We start from the raw sequence: 21,605 nt of genomic DNA, 5'->3' as shown, positions 1-21,605 counted from the left end.
CTGAGTTTAAAGGATGGGGACATTTTATGGATCAAGCTGGGATTATTCGCGATCTCCTGAGCTGGCTGGAAGGTCACCTGGATCAGCCCCTCTCGTTGGATAATGTGGCGGCGAAGGCAGGTTATTCCAAGTGGCATTTGCAACGTATGTTTAAAGACGTCACGGGTCAAGCTATCGGTGCCTATATTCGCGCACGCCGTCTTTCCAAATCCGCTGTTGCGCTACGGCTGACCGCACGTCCGATCCTCGACATCGCGCTGCAGTATCGCTTCGATTCCCAACAGACGTTCACCCGCGCCTTTAAAAAACAGTTTAATTTGACCCCAGCGCTCTATCGCCGTTCTCCCGACTGGAGCTCGTTTGGTATGCGTCCGCCGCTGCGCCTCGGTGAGTTTACGATGCCGAAGCATGAGTTTGTCACCCTGAGTACCACGCAACTGGTCGGCGTGACTCAAAGCTATACCTGTAAGCTGGAAGAGATTTCTGAATTCCGTAACCAGATGCGCGTTCAGTTTTGGCGTGAATTCCTCGGCAACGCGCCCAGCATTCCGCCGACGCTGTACGGCCTGCATGAACCGCGTCCAAGTCTGGAAAAAGATGACGAACAGGAGGTGTTCTACACCACCGCGCTGACGCCGGAGATGGCGAACGGGCACCTGCATAACTCTCATCCGGTGATTCTGGAAGGCGGCGAGTATGTGATGTTCACTTACGAAGGATTAGGCACCGGGCTACAGGAGTTTATCCTGACGGTGTACGGCACCTGTATGCCGATGCTGAACCTCACCCGCCGCAAAGGGCTCGATATCGAGCGCTTCTATCCGGAAGATGAAAGCCGGAACCAGGCTACGCCAATTCAGCTGCGCTGCGAGTACCTGATTCCGATTCGTCGTTAACGCTGCAGTTCATCCATCGCGGGGGCATCGAGATGCGAAACGTCCCCCGCGGTCTCCACGACCCACCCTGACGCCAGCCACGGGCTCTGCTGGTAATCAACGCGTGAAATCGAACAGTTGCGCAGGCGCAGACGGCGCTCGGCATAGGCAGGCAGCCCGAGGATCGTGCTCACCAGACAGCCCAGCGCCATCCCATGACTCACCAGCAACGGTCGGCTTCCTGGCGGTAATTCCAGGCAGGATGATAGCGCCGCGCGCATACGCTCGCTCAGCTCCTGCATGGATTCGCCCTGCGGAATGCGGCCATCCGGCGTACCGTTGACCAGCTGGCGACGCCAGCCCTCTTCTTCTTCGCTAAGCGAGTCGATATGGCGCTTTTCAAGCACCCCCATATCCAGCTCGCGCAGGCGCGGATCGGTAACCACGCCGCAGCCGCAGGCTTCAGCGATAATTTCTGCGGTGCGGCGGGTACGGCCGAGGTCGCTGGCGATAATATGGGTAATCCCCAGCGTTCTGGCGCGCTCACCCACCTGCCATGCCTGGCGCTCGCCGTGAGCGGTCAGCGGACTATCGGACTGGCCTTGAATACGTCGCTCGGCGTTCCACTGCGTTTCACCGTGGCGAACAAGGTATACCTGTAACATGCTTATTTTCCGTTCTGAACCCTTCATCATTCGACGAGCTGCGCGATCGGCTGCCGCCAGAGTGATTTAGAGTATACTGCGATGACGTTAATTAATTCTGAGTTGTTTTGATTATGCACCATGTTGTCTCAGCTACCACTAATCCCGCCAAAATTCAGGCAATTCTGCAGGCTTTTAACGAGATCTTCGGCGAAGGATCCTGCCATATTGAGTCCGTCGCCGTCGAGAGCGGCGTGCCGGAACAACCCTTCGGCAGCGAGGAAACGCGGGCTGGCGCACGAAATCGCGTCGCTAATGCCAGGCTCGCGCAGCCGGAGGCTGATTTTTGGGTGGCGATAGAAGCCGGGATCGATGAAGGCAGCACCTTCAGTTGGGTAGTGATTGAGAGCCGCCAGCAGCGCGGCGAAGCGCGCTCGGCAACCCTGCCGCTGCCGGAGGCGATCCTTGCGCAGGTTCGCGCCGGGGAAGCGCTGGGGCCGGTCATGTCGCAGCATACCGGGATCGACCAGATCGGCCGCAAAGAGGGCGCTATCGGCGTCTTTACCGGCGGTAAACTGACGCGCAGCAGCGTTTACCATCAGGCGGTAGTGCTGGCGCTAAGCCCATTCCATAACGCTATTTATCGTTAAGCAGCGTCTGTTCCAGCCACTGCCGTAGCTCTACCGGCGCCGATTTCAGGCTATTTGAGCCGCGAGTAATCGTAGCGATACCGGCGCCGAGTTCGTTTTTCAGTTCGCGCTGGCTCATCTCGCCGCGCAGCAGCTCTTCAATAATGCGCACCCGGGTACCCAGCGCTTCGCGCTCGTCGGGCGTCAGCATCAGCTGCAGTAACGGCAGGTGAAGATCCTCGGCGTAGGCCTGCTGCAACAACGCCACGAAGCGCAGCCACTCCTGATGACGTTGTTCGGCCACGGCCGCTGAATAGGGAGATTGTTGGGTCATGTTACGTCGCCATGTTGAGACGGGCAGCCAGGCTGCCCGTCGAATGTACTCTTCAACGAGTACAAAGAATAACATACTTCCGGACGATCAGTAACGCTGTTGCCATTCGGCGTCGCTCAGCAAGTTATCCTGCTTGCCCATAAAGTAGCGGTAATAGGCATCGTAAGAGAGGACGTTTTTTACGTACCCGCGGGTTTCCGAGAACGGAATACTCTCGATAAATGCCACCGCATCGATGCGCCCGGCGCTATTGCCCTGCCAGGTGCGTACGCGTCCTGGCCCGGCGTTATAGGCGGCGGAAGCGTAAATACGGTTATTACCAAACTGCTGGTAGACGTACTGCAGGTAGCTGGTACCGATGTTGATATTGGTTTCCGGATCCAGCAGTTGCGATGGGCTGCTATAACCAGGAATGCTGAACATGCTAACGGTATGCGTCGCGGTGCCTGGCATAATCTGCATCAAGCCGCTGGCGCCGACCGGTGAACGCACTTTCGGGTTCCAGGCGCTCTCCTGACGCGCAATCGCCATCGCGTAGCTCTGCGGAATATCTTTGCCGCTAATGTAACGCGCGAATAGATCGTTGTACGCCAGCGGGAAGCGCTCTTCCAGCTGATCCCACAATTTACCGGCGATCGTCGCCTGTACGCTGAGATCCCACCAGTGTTGATCAAAAGCGTAACGCGCCAGCTGCGCCTGCTGCGATTTGGTCCGGCTGCTTACCAGATTCGCCCATTCGCTGCGCGCGGTGTTGTCCATGTTCCAGTACATCAGCTCGCGAACGCGCGCCATCTCAGGGCCGGAGGCCAGAGCCGGGTCGATAGTGCCGGAGGCTTTATCAATGCGGAAGGTGTACTCTTCGCCCAGACGTTGAGCGGCAACCATCGGATAGAAGCCGCGTTGCTGCATCAGCGAATGCAGGATCGTTTTCGCTTCGTCATCGCGTCCGCGCTCCAGCAGCAGATCCGCCTGCCAGTAGCGCCACTCGTCTTTCTCTTTCGCCTCCATCGGCAGACGCGCCAGCCAGGTGTTCAGCCCATGACGATCGCCGCTACCCAGCGCCATACGAACCCGGCGTTCCACCAGCGAAGTCGATTGTGAACGCATGATTGCGTCATCGCGCCACTCCGCCTGCGCTTCGGTCACATCGGTGCCCATCAGGCGCCAGGCGACAATATCGCGCAGCTCCTGGGTTTGATCCTCATTCAACTGCTGCGCCTGCACCAGCGACGGGATCATCAGACGGGCATTTTCCACATCCTGACGCGCGACGCTGGCAAAAGCGACCGCCGCCATCTGGCGGGTAAAGTCAGTGGCCCCGGTGGTACGGGCAAAGGTCATCACGCTATTGGGATCGTTGGCTAACGCCACCACCGCCGAAGCGATGCTCTGATAGTTTGAGGGCATCTGTTGAGCAAGCACGCGGACCAGGCTGGTATTACCGGCCTTCATCGCCAGGCGGATTCGTTCGAGATAGGCCAGCGGATCCTGCTGCCCGGAATCGCGCCACGCGCTGAACAGCGGATCGCAGGCATTTGGCTGGCTCTTGCCGGTCAGCCACAGCTCTTTCGCCCCGCTCCAGGCTTCCTGCGATTGGCCGACGCTAAGTTTGGCGTAGTAGTAGTTACACTGCGCTTCGGTTGTCGTCGGTTTATCCGGGCTGAACGCCAGCAAGCCGCGCCAGTCGGTGCGCCGCGCCAGCTCATTAACAAAGCGGGATTTCAACGAACGCGCCGCCGGTAGCGTCGGATTCGCCGCAATGAAATTAGTGACCACCAGCGGCGGCTGGTTCATCAGGTCATCGGTGATTTGTCGATATTGCAGGTAGGGATACAGCGGATAGCTGCTGAGCGTAGGCATCAACTGATTGACGACATCCATCTGGCGGTTGTCCCACGCTTGTTTAATTTGAGCATAGCGGCTGCGCTGTTCATCCAGTGAATCCGCATGTGCCAGCTGGCTTAGCGTCAGCAGACTCACGCCGGCAGCCAGAAGACGCCATGCCGTAGTTTTGGCTTTTTCCACAAGCTCTTCCTCTAGTTTGGTGCATCACCGCGGCATCGTGCCGCTTCAAAAAAATCAGGTATTGCTTAGTTATGCTAATCAGACAACTGAAAACATGCCATGTCCTGAACATTTTTTTACGCTTCTGTGAATCCTGTCGCCTCGCTGGGATTACCGCGCGAAAAAGGCTACACTTCGCCTTTGAACTATCTATCAGAATAGAAAGAGGCGAAGTCCAACGTGGCTCAATTCGTTTATACCATGCATCGTGTCGGCAAAGTGGTTCCGCCGAAACGTCATATTTTGAAAAATATCTCCCTCAGTTTCTTCCCTGGCGCGAAAATCGGTGTTCTCGGTCTGAACGGCGCCGGTAAATCTACCCTGCTGCGCATCATGGCCGGTATCGACACCGAGATCGAAGGTGAAGCGCGCCCGCAGCCCGGTATCAAAATTGGCTACCTGCCGCAGGAGCCGCAGCTGAATCCGGAGCACACCGTGCGCGAATCCGTTGAAGAAGCGGTCGCCGAAGTGGTTAACGCGCTGAAAGGCCTGGACGAAGTTTATGCCAAATACGCCGAGCCGGATGCCGACTTCGATAAGCTTGCCGCGCAACAGGGCAAGTTCGAAGAGATCATCCAGGCGCACGACGGCCATAACCTGAACGTACAGCTGGAGCGTGCGGCCGATGCCCTGCGCCTGCCGGACTGGGATGCGAAAATCGCCACTCTTTCCGGTGGTGAACGCCGCCGCGTCGCGCTATGCCGCCTGCTGCTGGAAAAACCAGACATGCTGCTGCTCGACGAACCGACTAACCACCTCGACGCCGAATCCGTCGCCTGGCTGGAACGCTTCCTGCACGATTTCGAAGGCACCGTGGTGGCGATTACCCACGACCGTTACTTCCTCGATAACGTCGCTGGTTGGATCCTCGAACTTGACCGCGGTGAAGGTATTCCGTGGGAAGGCAACTACTCCTCCTGGCTGGAGCAAAAAGATCAGCGTCTGGCGCAGGAAGCTTCTCAGGAAGCAGCACGCCGCAAATCTATCGAGAAAGAACTCGAGTGGGTTCGTCAGGGCGCGAAAGGCCGTCAGTCTAAAGGCAAAGCCCGTCTGGCGCGCTTTGAAGAGCTTAACAACGTCGAATACCAGAAACGTAACGAGACCAACGAACTGTTCATTCCGCCAGGAGCGCGTCTGGGCGATAAAGTTCTGGAAGTCAGCAATCTGCGCAAATCTTACGGCGACCGCGTACTGATTGACGATCTGAGCTTCTCCGTACCGAAAGGCGCTATCGTTGGTATCATCGGTCCGAACGGCGCGGGTAAATCCACCCTGTTCCGCATGATGTCAGGCCAGGAACAGCCTGATTCCGGCACCATCACGCTGGGTGAAACCGTTAAACTGGCTTCCGTCGATCAGTTCCGCGACGCGATGGACAACAGCAAGACCGTTTGGGAAGAAGTGTCCGGCGGCCTGGATATCATGAAGATCGGCAACACCGAGATGCCGAGCCGCGCCTACGTTGGCCGCTTTAACTTCAAAGGCGTCGACCAGGGCAAACGCGTTGGCGAGCTGTCCGGCGGTGAGCGTGGGCGTCTGCACCTGGCGAAGCTGCTGCAGGTCGGCGGTAACGTACTGCTGCTCGATGAACCAACCAACGACCTGGATATCGAAACCCTGCGCGCGCTAGAAAACGCCCTGCTGGAGTTCCCGGGCTGCGCCATGGTTATCTCGCACGACCGTTGGTTCCTTGACCGTATCGCGACCCACATTCTTGATTACCAGGATGAAGGTAAGGTTGAGTTCTTCGAAGGTAACTTTACCGAGTACGAAGAGTACAAGAAACGCACCCTCGGCGCCGATGCGCTGGAACCGAAGCGTATCAAGTACAAACGTATCTCAAAATAAAATACAAAAAGGCAACGCAAGTTGCCTTTTTTAGTGTTTGCTCCCTCTCCCATTGGGAGAGGGTTGGGGTGAGGGCTACAGCCCGCAGAGCCTCTACCCCTGCTCGCCCATCAGCTGCTTCACCAGCTCAACGCAGCGCAGGAACCGGGCGTCGTAGTCCGACTCTTCCACGTGCACGAACTCAATGTCGTTTTCTTTCAACAGCGATACCAGCAGCGTCTGAAACTCTTTGCGATCTACCGAACTACCGAGGCTACGCAGCCCATCGGCCACCCACGGCGTGTTGTTCTCCAGCAGGATCACCAGATCAAAGCGGTATTCATCGATTAACGCCTGCACGAACGGATGTTCGCGGCCTTCGTACTTCAGGCAGAAGGCCTGAGTGCTGACGAAGTCAGTATCGATAAACGCCACTTTATTGGCGTATTTCACCGCGAAATCAATGTACTGTGCGTGCCCCAGCGCGATTTTATCGTAATCGGAATACTGCAATGCCATTTCATCGCCGCCGAGGTGTGAAAAGACGTAATCGCGGCCATATTCCCAGGCGCTGGTGGTATTGAAGATATTGGCGAGCTTATTCACCAGCGTCGATTTACCGCTCGACTCGCCGCCGAGGATCGCCACCGTACGCACAAAGAACGGTTTGACCTCAGTCGGAATATATTCCCAATAGCGGAACGGGTTTTCGCGGATCTGGCCGCCGCTGATACTCATGAAGGTTCGCTTCGGATCGATAAGCACGGTTTCGATCCCCAGATGTTCCAGATACTGCGGCGCATCGGCCTCTTCTGAGGTATAAATCCAGTTTGGCTCGATTCCCTTTTCACTCATGAAGGCGCGGATCCCGCGGCTCCAGACGTCCCAACCGTGCGGGTACGGCTCCATCCCTTCTTCGTTGAAGGCGTGGATGCGAATGTTCTTTTGATATTTAAAGGTTTGCAGCAGCCAGCGCAGACGATCGGGAACCGTCGGCTGTTGCGACATGGCGCTCTCTTCGAACAGCTCGCGGTCGCGAGTGTCGTCATAGCCCATGATGATATGAAGCTCATCGACCTGGCTACAGGCGCGCTGAATCAGGTAGATATGCCCGGTATGCAGCGGATAAAATTTACCAAAAACCACCCCGACGCTTTTCTGTTTGCGCGGGAATTCAAGGCCGAGGAAGCGGTGTAACGCTTCAAGCTTCTGGGCGCTCGGGCTTTTGATTTTCGCGTTTAATAGCTGACTGAGATAACCTTTGGTCATCCCGCTGGCTTCCGCCACCTGCTGCAGCGTACAACCCTTTTGCTTAATGGCGTTTTTCAGATAGTCGAATGACGACATAGTTTATGCGTGCCTCCTGCAAACTCGGGTTTGATACCCGTCATACCCTGAAGTATGACGGGTATCATTATAAGTCGTCAAAAACGCTCAGCGCATCGGCCAGTTTTTTCACGCCAAAGATTTGCATCCCTTCCGGCGCTTTTTTGGGCACATTGGCCGCCGGGACGATGGCGCGACGGAACCCGTGCTTCGCCGCCTCGGAAATACGTTCCTGGCCGCTTGGCACCGGGCGAATTTCACCGGCTAATCCGACTTCGCCAAAGACCACCAGATCCTGCGGCAACGGGCGATCGCGCAGGCTCGAAACCATCGCCAGCAGCAGCGCCAGATCGGCGCTGGTTTCAGTGACCTTAACCCCGCCAACCACGTTAACGAAGACGTCCTGATCGGCCATCTGCAGGCCGCCATGGCGGTGCAGCACCGCCAGCAGGATCGCCAGACGGTTCTGTTCCAGGCCTACCGCTACGCGACGCGGATTAGACATCATTGAGTGATCGACCAATGCCTGGATCTCAACCAGCAGCGGGCGGGTGCCTTCCCATACCACCATGACCGAGCTGCCGGAGGTGACTTCATCGCCGCGGCTGAGGAAGATGGCGGAGGGGTTGCTGACTTCGCGCAGGCCTTGCTCGGTCATCGCGAAGACGCCGAGTTCGTTGACCGCGCCAAAGCGGTTTTTATGGCTGCGCAACGTGCGGAAACGGGAATCGGCATCGCCGTCCAGCAGCACCGAGCAGTCAATACAGTGTTCCAGTACTTTCGGCCCGGCCAGCGAGCCATCTTTGGTGACGTGGCCGACCATCACGATCGCCACGCCGCGAGTTTTGGCAAAGCGCGTCAGATAAGCCGCGGTTTCACGTACCTGGGCCACGCTCCCCGGCGACGACTGGACATCAGCCATATGCATCACCTGGATGGAGTCGATGACCATCAGCTGCGGCTTTTCTTCATCGGCGATCTGGCAGATTTGCTCGATGCTGGTCTCCGAGAGCATATTCAGGTTCGCCGTCGGCAGCCCGAGACGATGCGCACGCATCGCTACCTGCTGCAGGGATTCTTCCCCGGTGACGTACAGCGTTTTCATCCCTTCGGCCAGCTTGCAGAGGGTTTGCAGCAGCAGCGTCGATTTCCCGGCGCCGGGGTTGCCGCCGATTAGAATCGCGCTACCCGGAACCACGCCGCCGCCGAGCACGCGGTCGAACTCTTTAAATCCGGTGGAGAAACGCGGCAGCGCCTCCAGGCTTATCTCCGACAGCTTCTGTACCTTCGACACGCCGGCATTACCAGCGTAACCTGACAGACGCTCGTTTCTCGCCACCTGCGGCGAGGCGGCGATGCGCATCTCGGTGATGGTGTTCCAGGCATGACAGGCGCTGCACTGCCCCTGCCAGCGCGGATAATCCGCACCACATTCATTACAGACAAATGCGCGTTTTGGAGCTTTCGCCACGTTAACCTCTTACTTTTGATTCATGCTGCCGGAGAGAATACAGAATACCCCCATCAGGTCAGCGTGGCGGATGGTGACTTCCGCCTGTTCATTGACTTTTGGTTTCGCATGATAGGCAATGCCGAGACCTGCCGCCTTGATCATCGGCAGATCGTTGGCGCCATCGCCAATCGCCACGGTTTGCGCCGACGGAATTTCATATTTTTCCGCCAGTTTACGTAGAGTGTTGGCTTTATATTTGGCATCGACAATATCGCCGATAACGTTGCCGGTGAGCTTCCCGTCCATAATTTCCAGCTCGTTGGCGAATACCGCGTCGAGATGCAGCTTATCGCGCAGGTATTCGGCAAAGAAGGTAAAGCCGCCGGAGGCGATGGCCACCTTCCAGCCCAGCGTTTCCAGCTTCAGCACCAGTTGGGTCAGCCCCGGCATCAGCGGCAGCGCTTCCCGCACCTGCAGCAGGATGTTCGCGTCGGCGTCTTTCAGAGTGGCGACGCGCTGGCGCAGGCTGGCGGTGAAGTCGAGCTCGCCGCGCATCGCGCGTTCGGTCACTTCCGAAACCAGCTCGCCGGTGCCGGCAAGCTTAGCAATTTCATCGATACATTCGATCTGAATCGCCGTGGAGTCCATATCCATCACCAACAGGCCCGGCGTGCGCAGATGCGGGATTTTGCCCAGCGGCGCGACGTCCAGCCCGGCTTCGTGGGCCAGGCGCGTGGCGCGCTGCGTCAGCGAACCCGCCAGGCGAATCACCTGATAATCCTCCACGACCCAGGAAGAGACGATGACCAGCGCCGCGCCGAGCTCGCGCTGCCACGCCGTCAGCCGACGTTTATCGAGACCGCGACCATACAGCAGCCAGCCGCTGCGCCCGGCGTGATAATCCAGCGGCATGACCTCGTCGCCGCTCAGGGAAAGCGGCAACCCAGGCCACAAGGAAACATCTTCGGGCAGGTCGCACCAGGTCAAACTGTTAGGCATTACGGCTCCACATCTCTTCATTCAGGCGAGGAAAATAACGCATGAGGCTACCTTGTAACCAGCGCTTCTGGCAACATTAAGCTGCAAATTTTCAAAGGTGGAATATGGTACGAGCAAAACTGAAATTCCGACTGCATCGCGCCGTCATTGTTCTGATCTGTCTCGCGCTTCTCGTCGCGCTAATGCAGGGCGCCTCGTGGTTCAGTCAGAATAGCCAAAAGCAGCGTAATCCGCAGCTGGAAGAGCTGGCGCGAACGCTGGCGCAGCAGGTTACGCTGAACCTGGCGCCGCTGATGCGTAGCGAAACGCCCGACGAAAAGCGCATTACCCGCCTGCTGGAACAGCTGACGGATAAAAGCCGGGTGCTCGATGCCGGTGTATATGATGAACAGGGCGATCTGGTGGCTCGCTCCGGCGAAAGCGTCGACGTGCGCGACCGCCTGGCGTTGGATGGCAAAAAAGCCGGCGGCTACTTTAACCAGCAAATCGTCGAGCCGATCCTCGGCAAAAACGGCCCGGTCGGCTATCTGCGCCTGACGCTGGATACCCACACGTTAGCCACTGAGGCGAAACAGGTGGATAATACCACCAATATCTTACGCCTGATGCTGCTGTTGTCGCTGGCAATCGGCGTGGTGCTGACCCGCACATTGCTGCAGGGTAAACGTACCCGCTGGCAGCAATCGCCCTTCCTGCTCACCGCCAATAAGCCCGTCCAGGACGAAGATAAAGATTAATCAGACAAGGATATCCTATGCCGACGCTCCGCCTGTTGCTCTCCGATTCCTACGACCCCTGGTTTAACCTCGCGGTCGAGGAGTGTATTTTCCGCCAGATGCCGGCCACCCAACGGGTACTGTTTCTGTGGCGTAACGCCGACACCGTGGTTATTGGCCGCGCGCAGAACCCGTGGAAGGAGTGTAATACCCGACGCATGGAAGAAGATAACGTGCGGCTGGCCCGTCGCAGCAGCGGCGGCGGCGCGGTATTCCACGACCTCGGCAATACCTGCTTTACCTTTATGGCAGGCAAACCGGAATACGACAAAACCGTTTCTACCGCTATCGTGCTGGCGGCATTGAATTCGCTTGGCGTGACCGCGGAGGCCTCCGGGCGCAACGATCTGGTGGTCAAAACCGACAACGGCGATCGCAAGGTTTCTGGTTCAGCCTATCGCGAAACGATGAACCGCGGTTTTCATCACGGCACCCTGCTGCTAAACGCCGATTTAAGCCGTCTCGCCAACTATCTTAATCCGGACAAGAAAAAGCTACAGGCCAAAGGCATTACCTCGGTACGCGGGCGCGTGGCGAACCTGGTTGAACTCCTACCGGGCATTACCCACCAGCAGATTTGCGAAGCCATTCAGGAGGCATTCTTCAACCATTACGGCGAACGGGTAGCGGCGGAAGTCATTTCGCCGGACAACACGCCGGATCTGCCGAATTTTGCCGAGACCTTCGCCCGCCAGAGCAGTTGGGAGTGGAACTTCGGTCAGGCGCCCGCTTTCTCTCACCTGCTGGATGAGCGCTTTCGCTGGGGCGGCGTCGAGCTGCATTTTGACGTCGAGAAGGGCCATATCACCCGCGCGCAGGCTTTTACCGATAGCCTGAACCCGGCGCCGCTCGAGGCGCTGGCGGCACGATTAGTCGGTTGTCAGTATCGGGCGGAAATATTACAGCAGCAGTGTGAGGCGCTGCTCGCCGATTTCCCGGAGCAGGAAGCGGAACTAAAAGAACTGTCGGCGTGGATGGCCGGCGCGGTGCGCTGATAAAAAAGCCCGCTGCGCTTAGCGGGCCTGGGAAACCGTAGGCCGGGTCAGGCGAAGCCGCCACCCGGCACAACAGGTCTTACTCTTTATCGCCCAGTAGTACGGATTCCAGCGCGATTTTGATCATATCGTTGAAGGTCGTCTGACGCTCAGCGGCAGTGGTCTGCTCGTGGGTACGGATATGATCGGAAACGGTGCAGATGGTCAGCGCTTTCGCGCCGAACTCCGCCGCGACGCCATAAATGCCGGCCGCTTCCATTTCCACGCCCAGAATGCCGTATTTTTCCATCACGTCGAACATAGACGGGTCCGGCGTATAGAACAGGTCAGCGGAGAAGATGTTGCCGACGCGCGCGTCAACGCCCAGCGCTTTGGCTGCGTCTACCGCGTTACGTACCATGCCGAAATCGGCAATCGCCGCGAAGTCATGGTCTTTGAAGCGCAGACGGTTGACTTTAGAGTCGGTGCACGCGCCCATGCCGATAACCACATCACGCAGTTTGACATCTTCACGTACCGCGCCGCAGGAGCCGACACGGATGATTTTTTTCACGCCGAAATCGGTGATCAGCTCTTTGGTGTAGATAGAGCAGGATGGGATACCCATACCGTGGCCCATCACGGAGATTTTGCGGCCTTTGTAGGTACCGGTGAAGCCCAGCATGCCGCGCACGTTGTTTACTTCACGCACGTCTTCGAGGAAGGTTTCTGCAATGTGCTTCGCGCGCAGCGGGTCGCCCGGCATCAAAACTACGTCAGCGAAATCGCCCATTTCTGCGTTAATGTGTGGGGTAGCCATCGTTTTATCCTTATATAAATTGTTCGAGCCTGATGGCGGCTACGCCTTGTCAGGCCTACAAAACGTATTCAAATACCCTAAGGATTTCGCGTTGTAGGAAGGCGACGAATTCGTGAATCCCCGGGAGCATAGATTAACTATGTGACCGGGGTGAGCGAATGAAGTCAACGCATCTACAGCGCGAAAGACAACGGGTATTACAGCATGTTTTTACCGTACGCCATCGGCGACGTACCAAAGTATGTCGCCAGCGTCTGGCCGATATCGGCGAAAGTTTCGCGGTGGCCTAACGAACCCGGCTTCACTTTCGGACCGTACACCAGCACCGGAATGTGCTCGCGAGTGTGGTCGGTACCAGTCCAGGTCGGGTCGCAGCCGTGGTCGGCGGTGAGGATCAGAATGTCGTCTTCCCCAACCAGCTCCATCAGCTCCGGCAGACGGCGGTCAAACAGTTCCAGACCCGCTGCGTAGCCAGCGACGTCACGACGGTGACCCCAGGAGGAGTCAAAGTCGACGAAGTTAGTGAAGACGATAGTCTCGTCGCCCGCTTCCTTCATCTCTTTGATGGTCGCGTCGAACAGCGCGTCCAGCCCGGTGGCTTTCACCTTTTTAGTGATGCCGCAGTTGGCGTAGATGTCGGCGATTTTACCCACGGAAACCACGTGACCGTTTTTCTCGTCGACCAGCTTTTGCAGCACGGTCGGCGCCGGCGGTTCGACCGCCAGGTCGTGACGGTTACCGGTACGCTGGAAGTTACCGGCTTTGTCGCCCACGAACGGACGCGCAATCACGCGGCCAATGTTATAGCCGCCTTCGGTCAGTTCTTCACGGGCGATTTCGCACAGCTCATACAGCTTGTCGAGACCGAAAGTCTCTTCGTGACAGGCTATCTGGAACACCGAGTCAGCAGAGGTATAGAAAATCGGTTTCCCGGTTTTCATATGCTCTTCACCCAGTTGATCCAGAATCACGGTACCGGATGAGTGGCAGTTGCCGAGGTAGCCCGGCAGGTTCGCGCGCTTAACCAGTTTATCCAGCAGTTCCTGCGGGAAGCTGTTTTCATGATCGCTGAAGTAGCCCCAATCAAACAGCACCGGCACGCCGGCGATTTCCCAGTGGCCAGACGGCGTATCTTTACCGGAAGAGAGTTCATGCGCCCAGGCGTAGGCGCCAACGACTTCGGCATTACCGTCCATACCGGCGGCAATTTTACCGGTAGAACCTTCATGCGCTTTCACCAGGCCCAGACGGGTCAGGTTAGGTAAATTCAGCGGGCCTTTACGACCATTGTCAGCTTCACCTTTGGCGCAGGCTTCCGCAATGTGGCCCATGGTATCGGCACCCACATCGCCAAAGCGGTCAGCATCTTCCGTTGCGCCAATCCCAAAGGAGTCCAGCACCATAATAAATGCACGTTTCATCTTGTTCTCCATACATCATGCGCTGCAAAAAAGCGATCAGATCAGTATATCGCTACTTGGTGATTCGGCGATAGACCGTCGGTGTAATTTCTGGGGCTTGAGCGTCCAGTTTAATTGCCGCTTTCACGGCTTTGGCCGCTTCCTGCCAGCTGGATTCATCTTTCGCATGAATCACCGCCAGCGGACGTTCGCCATCGACTTTATCGCCAAGGCGCGCCATATCGGTAAAGCCAACGCTGTAGTCAATAGTATCGGAAGCCTGACGACGACCGCCGCCCATCGACACCACCGCCATCCCCAGCGCGCGGGTATCCATTTCAGAGACAAATCCGGCGCCTTCAGCATAGACGGCTTTGCTCAGCATTGCCGTCGGCAGGTATTTCGCATAGTTTTCGACAAAGTCGTTCGGCCCCTTCTGCGCCGCCACCATACGGCCAAAGACTTCGGCCGCTTTACCGTTATCCAGCACCGCCTGCAATTTCGCGCGCGCCTCGGCGTCATCCGCCGCCAGCTTGCCGGAAATCAGCATTTCCACACACAGCGCCATGGTGACGTCGTACAGGCGTGGGTTACGATATTCACCGGTCAGGAACTGCACCGCTTCGCGAACTTCAACGGCGTTACCCGCACTGGAGGCCAGCACCTGGTTCATATCAGTTAACAGCGCGGTCGTGCGCACGCCGGCGCCGTTGGAGACGCCAACGATCGCTTCGGCAAGCGCTTCAGAAAGCTCATACGTCGGCATAAAGGCGCCGCTGCCGACTTTGACGTCCATCACCAGCGCATCCAGACCTTCCGCCAGTTTCTTGGCCAGAATAGACGCGGTAATCAGCGGGATGGAATCCACCGTCGCGGTAATATCGCGGGTGGCATAGAAACGTTTGTCAGCCGGGGCGAGCGAGCTGGTCTGCCCGATGATCGCCACGCCGACATCTTTAATAATTTCGCGGAAACGCGCGTCGTCCGGGAAGATATCGAAGCCCGGGATCGCTTCCAGTTTATCAAGCGTACCGCCGGTATGGCCGAGACCGCGCCCGGAGATCATCGGTACGTAACCGCCGCAGGCGGCAACCATTGGCCCCAGCATCAGCGAGGTGACGTCACCCACGCCGCCGGTCGAGTGTTTATCGACGATCGGGCCGTTGAGGTTAAGGCTTTTCCAGTCGAGAACGGTTCCTGAATCCCGCATCGCCATGGTCAGCGAAACACGTTCCGGCATAGACATATCATGGAAGAAGATGGTCATCGCCAGCGCGGCGATCTGTCCTTCAGAGATAGTATTATCGCGGATGCCGTTGATGAAAAAGCGAATCTCCTCATCGCTTAATGCATGACCATCACGTTTTTTACGAATAATTTCTTGTGCGAGAAACACGGTAACCTCCCAAATGGTATAAATCGCCGGATGGCGGCGCGAGCGCCTTATCCGGCCTACAGGCATCAATTCGTAGGCCGGATAAGCGAAGCACCATCCGGCATATCAAGGGATTAGTAGCTGCTGGCGCTCTTACCGTCGCCGTGACCCAGGGCTTTCAGCAGGCTAGCCAACAGGCTTGATGCGCCGAAACGGTAGTGACGGGAATCAGCCCAATCGGCGCCGAACAGTTCATCGGCAATCGCCAGGAACTGCTGCGCGTCTTCCGCGCTGCGCACGCCGCCGGCAGGTTTGAAGCCAACGGTTTTCTCAACGCCCATATCGCGGATGACTTCCATCATGATGCGCGCGCTTTCCGGCGTCGCATTTACCGGCACTTTACCGGTCGAAGTTTTGATGAAATCCGCGCCCGCTTTAATAGAGATTTCAGACGCTTTACGAATCAACGCTTCTTCTTTCAGTTCGCCGGTTTCGATGATCACTTTCAGCAGCACATTCGCCGCCGCACAGGCTTCTTTACAGGCTTTCACCAGATCAAAACCAACCTGCTCGTTACCAGCGATCAGCGCGCGGTACGGGAAAACCACATCCACTTCATCCGCGCCATAGGCGATTGCCGCGCGGGTTTCCGCCAGCGCGATCTCAATATCGTCATTACCATGCGGGAAGTTAGTCACCGTCGCGATACGGATGTCCGGCGTTCCTTGTTCGTTCAGCGTCTTACGGGCAATCGGGATAAAACGCGGGTAGATACAGACAGCGGCGGTATTGCCCACCGGGGTTTTCGCCTGATGACACAGCGCGATCACCTTCTCATTGGTGTCGTCATCATTCAGGGTGGTCAGATCCATCAGTTTCAACGCGCGCAGGCTGCTTGCTTTCAAATCAGTCATTTCATACTCCGACGGCGTATTGCCGGTTCAATAGTTTGTTCACCTTGCGAGCCTGTTACTATTGTAACAACCGCTCGCCATTACACTTCGACATTCATCACAGTTAATGAAAACTAATTACTAATTTGCATTGCTGTAACGTGACATAACTCACAATTAACCATCGATTACCGCCAATCTACCGGTCATGTCCTGTTTAAGCATAATCGGCAAACCTAAGTTCTTATCGATGTTATTATTCTAACATATCAAAACGAATTATCTCGACGCCATGGCGCACAAATTGTGCAAACACTGGCCACAAATATACTTTCTAATTGAAATGTAATAGATTTTAGATTTACAAAAAATGATGGGATTATCACACCCTGCCAGAGCCGGGGACGACTTTGCCCAGAAGGTGGGCCGTTAGAGAGTGAGCGCGGTAAAGAGGCTTTTGGTATTCGCCAGTAGTGCCGCTTCAATTTCCTGCGCCGGTTCCGCGCGCAGTTCACATAACGCGTCAAAGACGCGGGCCGCCTGTTCCGGACGGTTTGGCTGCCCCTGAAAACCATTCAGCGGCATATCCGGAGCATCGGTTTCCAGCAGCAGTGAAGAAAGCGGCAGGCGCGCCATGACATCGCGAGTTTTGCTGGCGCGGGGATAAGTAATGGTGCCGCCAACGCCAATCTTATAGCCCAGTTGTACAAAACGCTCCGCCTGCTGCAGACTGCCGGAAAAACCATGCACCACCCCGGCACGCGGCAGGTTATGTTTTTTTAGCATCATCGCCAGCTTATCGTGCGTGCGCCGCGAATGCAGGATCACCGGTAAATCGTAACGCTTCGCCAGCCGCAACTGCGCTTCCAGCAGCGCCTGCTGGCGGTCGAATTGTGGATCGTCGCGGTAGAGATCGAGGCCAATCTCTCCGATGGCCACGAGTTTTGGATGACGCAGTGCAAGATAGCTTTCCAGTTGCGCTAACCCGCGGTCATCATGCTGTTCGATAACAATAGGATGCATCCCTAGCGCGGCATACAGCGGCTCGTGTTGCTCCGCCAGCGCCAGCACGCGAGCAAAGCGCCCGGCGGATATTGACGGCACGATAATACGCCCAACGCCCAGCTGCGCCGCCCTCGCGATACTCGCGGGTTCATCATCTTCAAACGGGGGAAAATCGAAGTGACAGTGGGTATCAATAAAGCGTAACGTCACGCCAGATCCTCGTTATTAAAGCTGGGGTCATTGGCCTGCGGCGCGGTGATAATCGCCTGTTGCGGCGCTTCATTCGCTACCGGCAGCGGCGGCACCACCACCGGGGTCGGCCTTGCCACACGCGGCGCATGGCGTAACAGCGGCGGTTGTTCGGTCAGCAGCTTCCCTACCGTGGCGAGGAAGTAGCGGCCGCACTGGCGCCCGGTTTTATAATCTTCCAGCAGCGCCGGCAGACGGCTGCCAAGCGCCATACTGCGCAGCGGCCGTTGCGGATAGATTTCGAATATCCGCAGTTTACCCGGCGGTTTTTCAATAAACTGCTGCGTCGCGCGATAGGTGGTTTCGTGGTGTTGCACCAGGTTCACAAAAGGCTGCAGACTGCTCTCCCCAAGCCAACGTTCCATTCGTTTAAACCACTGCGGAGTGTAGAACATCTGCGAAGGGACGGTACGGATCACCACGATAGTCTGCGCGCCGCGCCGCGCCGCTTCCTGCACCGGAATCGCATCGCTGACGCCGCCATCGAGGTAGTTCACGCCATCCAGCAGGACACCGCTACGGTAAAAACCGGGAATGGCGCTGGAGGCGCGGATCAGATCAAGCCAGGTCTGACGGGTGGGGGAAAAATAGTTTGCCGTGTAATCGTCACCGCGGCAGGCGCACATCCACAGCTCTTTACCCAGCGCGAACTGCTCCTCGGCATAGTTCATCGCCAGCGGCATTTGTTGTGAAGTGGAATCGACCAGCCAATCGAGATCGATAAGATTGCCGCCGCGTACGAAGCGCATCGGGTCGAAAAACTGCCGCGAGGTGGTATAACGCGTAATGACTTTACGGGCGTAGCCCTGCTGATTACAGATATAAGCGGAGATGTTTTGCGCGCCAGCGGAAGTACCAAGCATCAGGTCGAAAGGGTTAAATCCGGCGCGCATGAATTCGTCCAGAACCCCGGCTGTGAAAATACCTCGCTGACCACCGCCTTCGCACACCAGAGCAAGTTTGCCCGGACGGAAGGGTTTTACCGCTAACGGGGCGATATTGCCCAGCGTCACGGGAATGCGCTGCCCCACCCTGCTTTCCTGTTTGTCTATTTTCTATCATTAAAGTAACGCAAATTGTCGTCCCCTGAAACCGCAAAAGCCAGTCACATTGACTGGCTTTATGTAAGACGTTATGTCATCACTGCGCGGTTATTGATTCACGCCTTTCGGCACATGGCCTCTAGGGTCGTTTTCGCCCGGTAAACAGGCTGACCAGGAAAATGATAATACCGACAACAAAGACGATTTTAGCCGCCCACGCCGCGGTACCCGCCAGACCACCAAAACCCAATGCGGCGGCAATCAACGCGATGATCAGAAAAATAATGCCCCATCTAAACATACTGTTCTCCTTACCATATGATTAACGGTCGCTTTTCTGCGCGCTCAGGCCGCGCATACATCAACCCTGCGTACAACTCGCTCAGCGGTATCGCCGCTGGCGAATATCTTTTAATGAATACCCTTACTGCACTTTAAGATCGTTCTTCACGCTCTTAACACCGGTTACCGCTTTGGCAATGTCTGCCGCACGATCGACCTGTTTGCTCGAATCCAGGGTTCCGGAGAGGTGTACCACCCCGTTGCTGGTTTCCACCGTCACCTTCCGCGACGGAACGATATCGTCCGCGAGCAGTTTGGCTTTGACTTCGCTGGTGATAGCGGTGTCGCCAGCATAGCCCTTCAGGCTTGCCGATTTTTCACCTGCCACGGTCAGCTTGTCGCTTACCGAACTCACCCCTTCGACGCCTTTCGCCGCGCTAACGGCCTGTGATTTTTGCTCAGCGCTCTCAACACTCCCGCTTAAGGTCACGACTTTGTTTTCCGTTTTCACCGAGATATCGGTGCTACGGATACTTTTGTCATCGATCAGCGCCGCTTTGACACGGGCGGTGATCGTGCTGTCATCCATAAAATCGCCAACCTTGTTGATCGATTTATCGACGCTTTCTCCGGCGCTGGTCGCGGCGGCCTTCGCGCTATCGGTTGCGGTGGTTTCCGCATAGGTCGAGGCGCTTATCAACGCTGAGCCTAAGAAGAGAGGCAGCAATAGCCTGGCGCTCTTTAGTCTGGTCATTGGTATGCCCTCACGATGTCTGCTTTGGTAAAACAAATGGCTATTTATTCAGCCAAGTTTCTGAAAAGTGCTTAATAAATATAGTAGATGAGCGGAGATGCGGCGGAGGGTTTGAATAAAAAAGCTACGATTTGCGCAGATTTAAGAACTTTCTATGGTAAGGAGGAAGACGAGCAAAACAGGCTGGAGCGCAGCATCGCCGCGCTCCAGAGAGGTATTAGTGTTCGCGCGTTTTGCGGAACACCACATCAGGATAACGCTCTTGCGTCAGGTTCAGGTTCACCATCGTCGGGGCGATATAGGTCAGATTATCGCCGCCATCCAGCGCCAGTTGAACTTCGTTCTTACGCTTGAACTCTTCGAATTTCTTCACATCTGTTGATTCAACCCAACGCGCGGTGGCCACGTTGACAGATTCGTAAATCGCTTCAACGTTGTATTCGCTTTTCAGACGCGCTACTACCACGTCAAACTGCAGCACGCCGACGGCGCCAACGATCAGATCGTTATTAGCAATAGGGCGGAAGACCTGTACCGCGCCCTCTTCAGAGAGCTGTACCAGCCCTTTCAGCAGCTGTTTCTGCTTCAGCGGATCCTTGAGGCGAATACGACGGAACAGTTCCGGCGCGAAGTTCGGAATACCGGTGAACTTCATCATTTCGCCCTGGGTAAAGGTGTCGCCAATCTGAATAGTGCCGTGGTTATGCAGACCAATGATATCGCCCGGGTAGGCTTCTTCAACGTGCGAACGGTCGCCCGCCATAAAGGTCAGCGCGTCGGAAATCACCACGTCCTTGCCGATACGCACCTGACGCAGCTTCATGCCTTTCTCGTATTTGCCGGATACCACGCGCATAAAGGCCACGCGGTCGCGGTGTTTCGGGTCCATGTTGGCCTGAATCTTAAACACGAAGCCGGTGAATTTCTCTTCTGCGGCCGTCACTTCACGGGTATCAGTGTTACGCGGCATCGGCGCCGGCGCCCACTCCACCAGGCCATCCAGCATATGATCCACGCCGAAGTTGCCTAATGCGGTCCCGAAGAACACTGGAGTAATTTCGCCCGCCAGGAACAGATCTTTATCGAACTCGTTCGATGCGCCCTGTACCAGTTCCAGTTCATCGCGCAGCTGCTGCGCCAGATCGTCGCCCACCGCGGCATCGAGTTCAGGATTATTCAGCCCCTTAACCACGCGCACTTCCTGAATGGTGTGCCCTTTACCGGTCTGATAGAGGTAAGTTTCATCTTTATAAAGATGATAAACCCCTTTAAACAGCTTGCCGCAGCCGATAGGCCAGGTAATCGGCGCGCAGCCGATTTTCAGCTCATTTTCGACTTCATCCAGCAATTCCATCGGATCGCGGATATCACGGTCGAGTTTGTTCATAAAGGTGAGGATCGGCGTATCGCGCAGACGGGTAACTTCCATCAGCTTGCGGGTACGATCTTCGACGCCTTTCGCCGCATCGATAACCATCAGACAGCAGTCAACCGCCGTCAGGGTACGGTAGGTATCCTCGGAGAAGTCTTCGTGCCCCGGGGTATCCAGCAGGTTAACCAGGCAGTCATGGTACGGGAACTGCATCACCGAGGTGGTAATTGAGATCCCACGCTGCTTTTCCATCTCCATCCAGTCGGATTTAGCATGCTGGCTGGAGCCGCGGCCCTTCACGGTACCGGCGGTCTGAATCGCCTGTCCGAACAGCAGCACTTTTTCAGTGATGGTGGTCTTACCGGCATCCGGGTGAGAAATAATGGCAAAAGTGCGGCGTTTGGCCACCTCTTGCAGATAAGGAGACAACGTCATAATTCAATCTTCTAAGTAAACGCGGCAACGGGCCGCGCATGTGGAATACGAAAAATTGCGGCTATTTTACCCATCA

General features: G+C 56.5%; 20 protein-coding genes. 5 read left to right on the top strand and 15 right to left on the bottom strand.

Annotated elements, in window-relative coordinates:
* Nucleotides 1-26: 26 nt before the first annotated feature.
* Nucleotides 27-896 carry an MDR efflux pump AcrAB transcriptional activator RobA gene (gene robA, locus ACSEMK_RS09385; protein WP_087858208.1) on the top strand — a complete coding sequence of 290 codons (870 nt, stop codon included), beginning with the start codon at nt 27-29 and terminating at the stop codon, nt 894-896.
* Here the strand turns inward: robA and gpmB are convergent.
* The gene (gpmB, locus tag ACSEMK_RS09380) at nt 893-1,540 is read right to left on the bottom strand and encodes a 2,3-diphosphoglycerate-dependent phosphoglycerate mutase GpmB (RefSeq protein WP_015368369.1); all 648 of its coding nucleotides are present in this window, start codon (nt 1,538-1,540) and stop codon (nt 893-895) included. The two genes, robA and gpmB, sit on opposite strands and share 4 nt — an antisense overlap.
* 113 nt (nt 1,541-1,653) lie before the next feature.
* On the opposite strand from gpmB, the gene yjjX reads away from it, so the two are divergent.
* Nucleotides 1,654-2,169: an inosine/xanthosine triphosphatase gene (gene yjjX / locus ACSEMK_RS09375; RefSeq protein ID WP_113374555.1), complete on the top strand. Its 516-nt coding sequence runs from the start codon at nt 1,654-1,656 to the stop codon at nt 2,167-2,169.
* Here the strand turns inward: yjjX and trpR are convergent.
* A complete protein-coding gene (gene trpR, locus ACSEMK_RS09370; RefSeq protein WP_015368371.1) occupies nt 2,156-2,482 on the bottom strand; it encodes a trp operon repressor in 327 nt (108 codons plus the stop codon). The genes yjjX and trpR overlap by 14 nt on opposite strands.
* A gap of 87 nt (nt 2,483-2,569) precedes the next feature.
* Entirely contained in the window at nt 2,570-4,507 is a 1,938-nt protein-coding gene (sltY, locus tag ACSEMK_RS09365) for a murein transglycosylase (protein ID WP_087858210.1), read from the bottom strand.
* Between the two features lie 219 nt (nt 4,508-4,726).
* Here sltY and ettA point away from each other — a divergent pair, with 219 nt between their 5' ends.
* Complete coding sequence (gene ettA, locus ACSEMK_RS09360) at nt 4,727-6,394, top strand: energy-dependent translational throttle protein EttA (protein ID WP_113374553.1); 1,668 nt, start codon at nt 4,727-4,729, stop codon at nt 6,392-6,394.
* A 93-nt stretch (nt 6,395-6,487) separates the two neighbouring features.
* On the opposite strand, the gene nadR is transcribed toward ettA, so the two are convergent.
* From nadR to serB, 3 genes are all read right to left on the bottom strand, one after another.
* The gene (gene nadR / locus ACSEMK_RS09355) at nt 6,488-7,720 is read right to left on the bottom strand and encodes a multifunctional transcriptional regulator/nicotinamide-nucleotide adenylyltransferase/ribosylnicotinamide kinase NadR (protein ID WP_020079664.1); all 1,233 of its coding nucleotides are present in this window, start codon (nt 7,718-7,720) and stop codon (nt 6,488-6,490) included.
* A 67-nt stretch (nt 7,721-7,787) separates the two neighbouring features.
* The gene (gene radA / locus ACSEMK_RS09350) at nt 7,788-9,170 is read right to left on the bottom strand and encodes a DNA repair protein RadA (RefSeq protein WP_015368375.1); all 1,383 of its coding nucleotides are present in this window, start codon (nt 9,168-9,170) and stop codon (nt 7,788-7,790) included.
* Nucleotides 9,171-9,179: 9 nt separating this feature from the next.
* Nucleotides 9,180-10,151, bottom strand: coding sequence for a phosphoserine phosphatase (gene serB / locus ACSEMK_RS09345; RefSeq protein WP_015368376.1), 972 nt, complete (start codon nt 10,149-10,151; stop codon nt 9,180-9,182).
* Nucleotides 10,152-10,255: 104 nt separating this feature from the next.
* Between serB and ACSEMK_RS09340 the strand changes: the two genes are divergently transcribed.
* Together ACSEMK_RS09340 and lplA are read left to right on the top strand one after the other, a co-directional pair.
* Nucleotides 10,256-10,888, top strand: a complete 633-nt coding sequence (locus ACSEMK_RS09340) for a YtjB family periplasmic protein (protein WP_015368377.1) — start codon at nt 10,256-10,258, stop codon at nt 10,886-10,888.
* A 17-nt stretch (nt 10,889-10,905) separates the two neighbouring features.
* Complete coding sequence (gene lplA / locus ACSEMK_RS09335) at nt 10,906-11,922, top strand: lipoate--protein ligase LplA (protein ID WP_435336400.1); 1,017 nt, start codon at nt 10,906-10,908, stop codon at nt 11,920-11,922.
* A gap of 79 nt (nt 11,923-12,001) precedes the next feature.
* Here the strand turns inward: lplA and deoD are convergent, their stop codons facing one another.
* The 9 genes from deoD to prfC form a co-directional block, all read right to left on the bottom strand.
* Nucleotides 12,002-12,721 carry a purine-nucleoside phosphorylase gene (deoD, locus tag ACSEMK_RS09330; protein ID WP_002887789.1) on the bottom strand — a complete coding sequence of 240 codons (720 nt, stop codon included), beginning with the start codon at nt 12,719-12,721 and terminating at the stop codon, nt 12,002-12,004.
* A 197-nt stretch (nt 12,722-12,918) separates the two neighbouring features.
* Nucleotides 12,919-14,142, bottom strand: coding sequence for a phosphopentomutase (gene deoB, locus ACSEMK_RS09325; RefSeq protein WP_045395913.1), 1,224 nt, complete (start codon nt 14,140-14,142; stop codon nt 12,919-12,921).
* A gap of 52 nt (nt 14,143-14,194) precedes the next feature.
* Complete coding sequence (gene deoA, locus ACSEMK_RS09320; protein WP_087858282.1) at nt 14,195-15,517, bottom strand: thymidine phosphorylase; 1,323 nt, start codon at nt 15,515-15,517, stop codon at nt 14,195-14,197.
* Between the two features lie 113 nt (nt 15,518-15,630).
* Nucleotides 15,631-16,410 (bottom strand): deoxyribose-phosphate aldolase, encoded by a 780-nt coding sequence (deoC, locus tag ACSEMK_RS09315; RefSeq protein ID WP_213317872.1) that lies wholly within the window; start codon nt 16,408-16,410, stop codon nt 15,631-15,633.
* 408 nt (nt 16,411-16,818) lie between these two features.
* Nucleotides 16,819-17,604 carry a TatD family hydrolase gene (locus ACSEMK_RS09310; RefSeq protein WP_087858212.1) on the bottom strand — a complete coding sequence of 262 codons (786 nt, stop codon included), beginning with the start codon at nt 17,602-17,604 and terminating at the stop codon, nt 16,819-16,821.
* On the bottom strand, nt 17,601-18,674 hold the full coding sequence (locus tag ACSEMK_RS09305) for a patatin-like phospholipase family protein (protein WP_047065126.1): 1,074 nt from the start codon (nt 18,672-18,674) through the stop codon (nt 17,601-17,603). The genes ACSEMK_RS09310 and ACSEMK_RS09305 overlap by 4 nt, the downstream gene beginning before the upstream one ends.
* 151 nt (nt 18,675-18,825) lie before the next feature.
* Nucleotides 18,826-18,987 carry a DUF1328 domain-containing protein gene (locus ACSEMK_RS09300; protein ID WP_015368384.1) on the bottom strand — a complete coding sequence of 54 codons (162 nt, stop codon included), beginning with the start codon at nt 18,985-18,987 and terminating at the stop codon, nt 18,826-18,828.
* A gap of 123 nt (nt 18,988-19,110) precedes the next feature.
* Nucleotides 19,111-19,722, bottom strand: a complete 612-nt coding sequence (gene osmY / locus ACSEMK_RS09295; RefSeq protein WP_430914812.1) for a molecular chaperone OsmY — start codon at nt 19,720-19,722, stop codon at nt 19,111-19,113.
* 217 nt (nt 19,723-19,939) lie between these two features.
* A complete protein-coding gene (prfC, locus tag ACSEMK_RS09290; protein WP_045395922.1) occupies nt 19,940-21,529 on the bottom strand; it encodes a peptide chain release factor 3 in 1,590 nt (529 codons plus the stop codon).
* Nucleotides 21,530-21,605 lie beyond the last annotated feature (76 nt).

The organism is Klebsiella sp. K-3 (assembly GCF_051207495.1).
In the GTDB taxonomy this organism is placed as follows: Bacteria; Pseudomonadota; Gammaproteobacteria; order Enterobacterales; family Enterobacteriaceae; genus Klebsiella; species Klebsiella aerogenes.
This window is presented reverse-complemented; position numbering and strand designations above follow the sequence as displayed.

Excerpts from the sequence above, each read along its gene's own strand:
- robA (WP_087858208.1), top strand. The coding sequence starts at position 27 with ATGGATCAAGCTGGGATTATTCGCGATCTCCTGAGCTGGCTGGAAGGT.
- gpmB (WP_015368369.1), bottom strand. The coding sequence starts at position 1,540 with ATGTTACAGGTATACCTTGTTCGCCACGGTGAAACGCAGTGGAACGCC.
- yjjX (WP_113374555.1), top strand. The coding sequence starts at position 1,654 with ATGCACCATGTTGTCTCAGCTACCACTAATCCCGCCAAAATTCAGGCA.
- trpR (WP_015368371.1), bottom strand. The coding sequence starts at position 2,482 with ATGACCCAACAATCTCCCTATTCAGCGGCCGTGGCCGAACAACGTCAT.
- nadR (WP_020079664.1), bottom strand. The coding sequence starts at position 7,720 with ATGTCGTCATTCGACTATCTGAAAAACGCCATTAAGCAAAAGGGTTGT.
- serB (WP_015368376.1), bottom strand. The coding sequence starts at position 10,151 with ATGCCTAACAGTTTGACCTGGTGCGACCTGCCCGAAGATGTTTCCTTG.
- ACSEMK_RS09340 (WP_015368377.1), top strand. The coding sequence starts at position 10,256 with ATGGTACGAGCAAAACTGAAATTCCGACTGCATCGCGCCGTCATTGTT.
- lplA (WP_435336400.1), top strand. The coding sequence starts at position 10,906 with ATGCCGACGCTCCGCCTGTTGCTCTCCGATTCCTACGACCCCTGGTTT.
- deoD (WP_002887789.1), bottom strand. The coding sequence starts at position 12,721 with ATGGCTACCCCACACATTAACGCAGAAATGGGCGATTTCGCTGACGTA.
- deoB (WP_045395913.1), bottom strand. The coding sequence starts at position 14,142 with ATGAAACGTGCATTTATTATGGTGCTGGACTCCTTTGGGATTGGCGCA.
- deoC (WP_213317872.1), bottom strand. The coding sequence starts at position 16,410 with ATGACTGATTTGAAAGCAAGCAGCCTGCGCGCGTTGAAACTGATGGAT.
- ACSEMK_RS09300 (WP_015368384.1), bottom strand. The coding sequence starts at position 18,987 with ATGTTTAGATGGGGCATTATTTTTCTGATCATCGCGTTGATTGCCGCC.
- osmY (WP_430914812.1), bottom strand. The coding sequence starts at position 19,722 with ATGACCAGACTAAAGAGCGCCAGGCTATTGCTGCCTCTCTTCTTAGGC.
- prfC (WP_045395922.1), bottom strand. The coding sequence starts at position 21,529 with ATGACGTTGTCTCCTTATCTGCAAGAGGTGGCCAAACGCCGCACTTTT.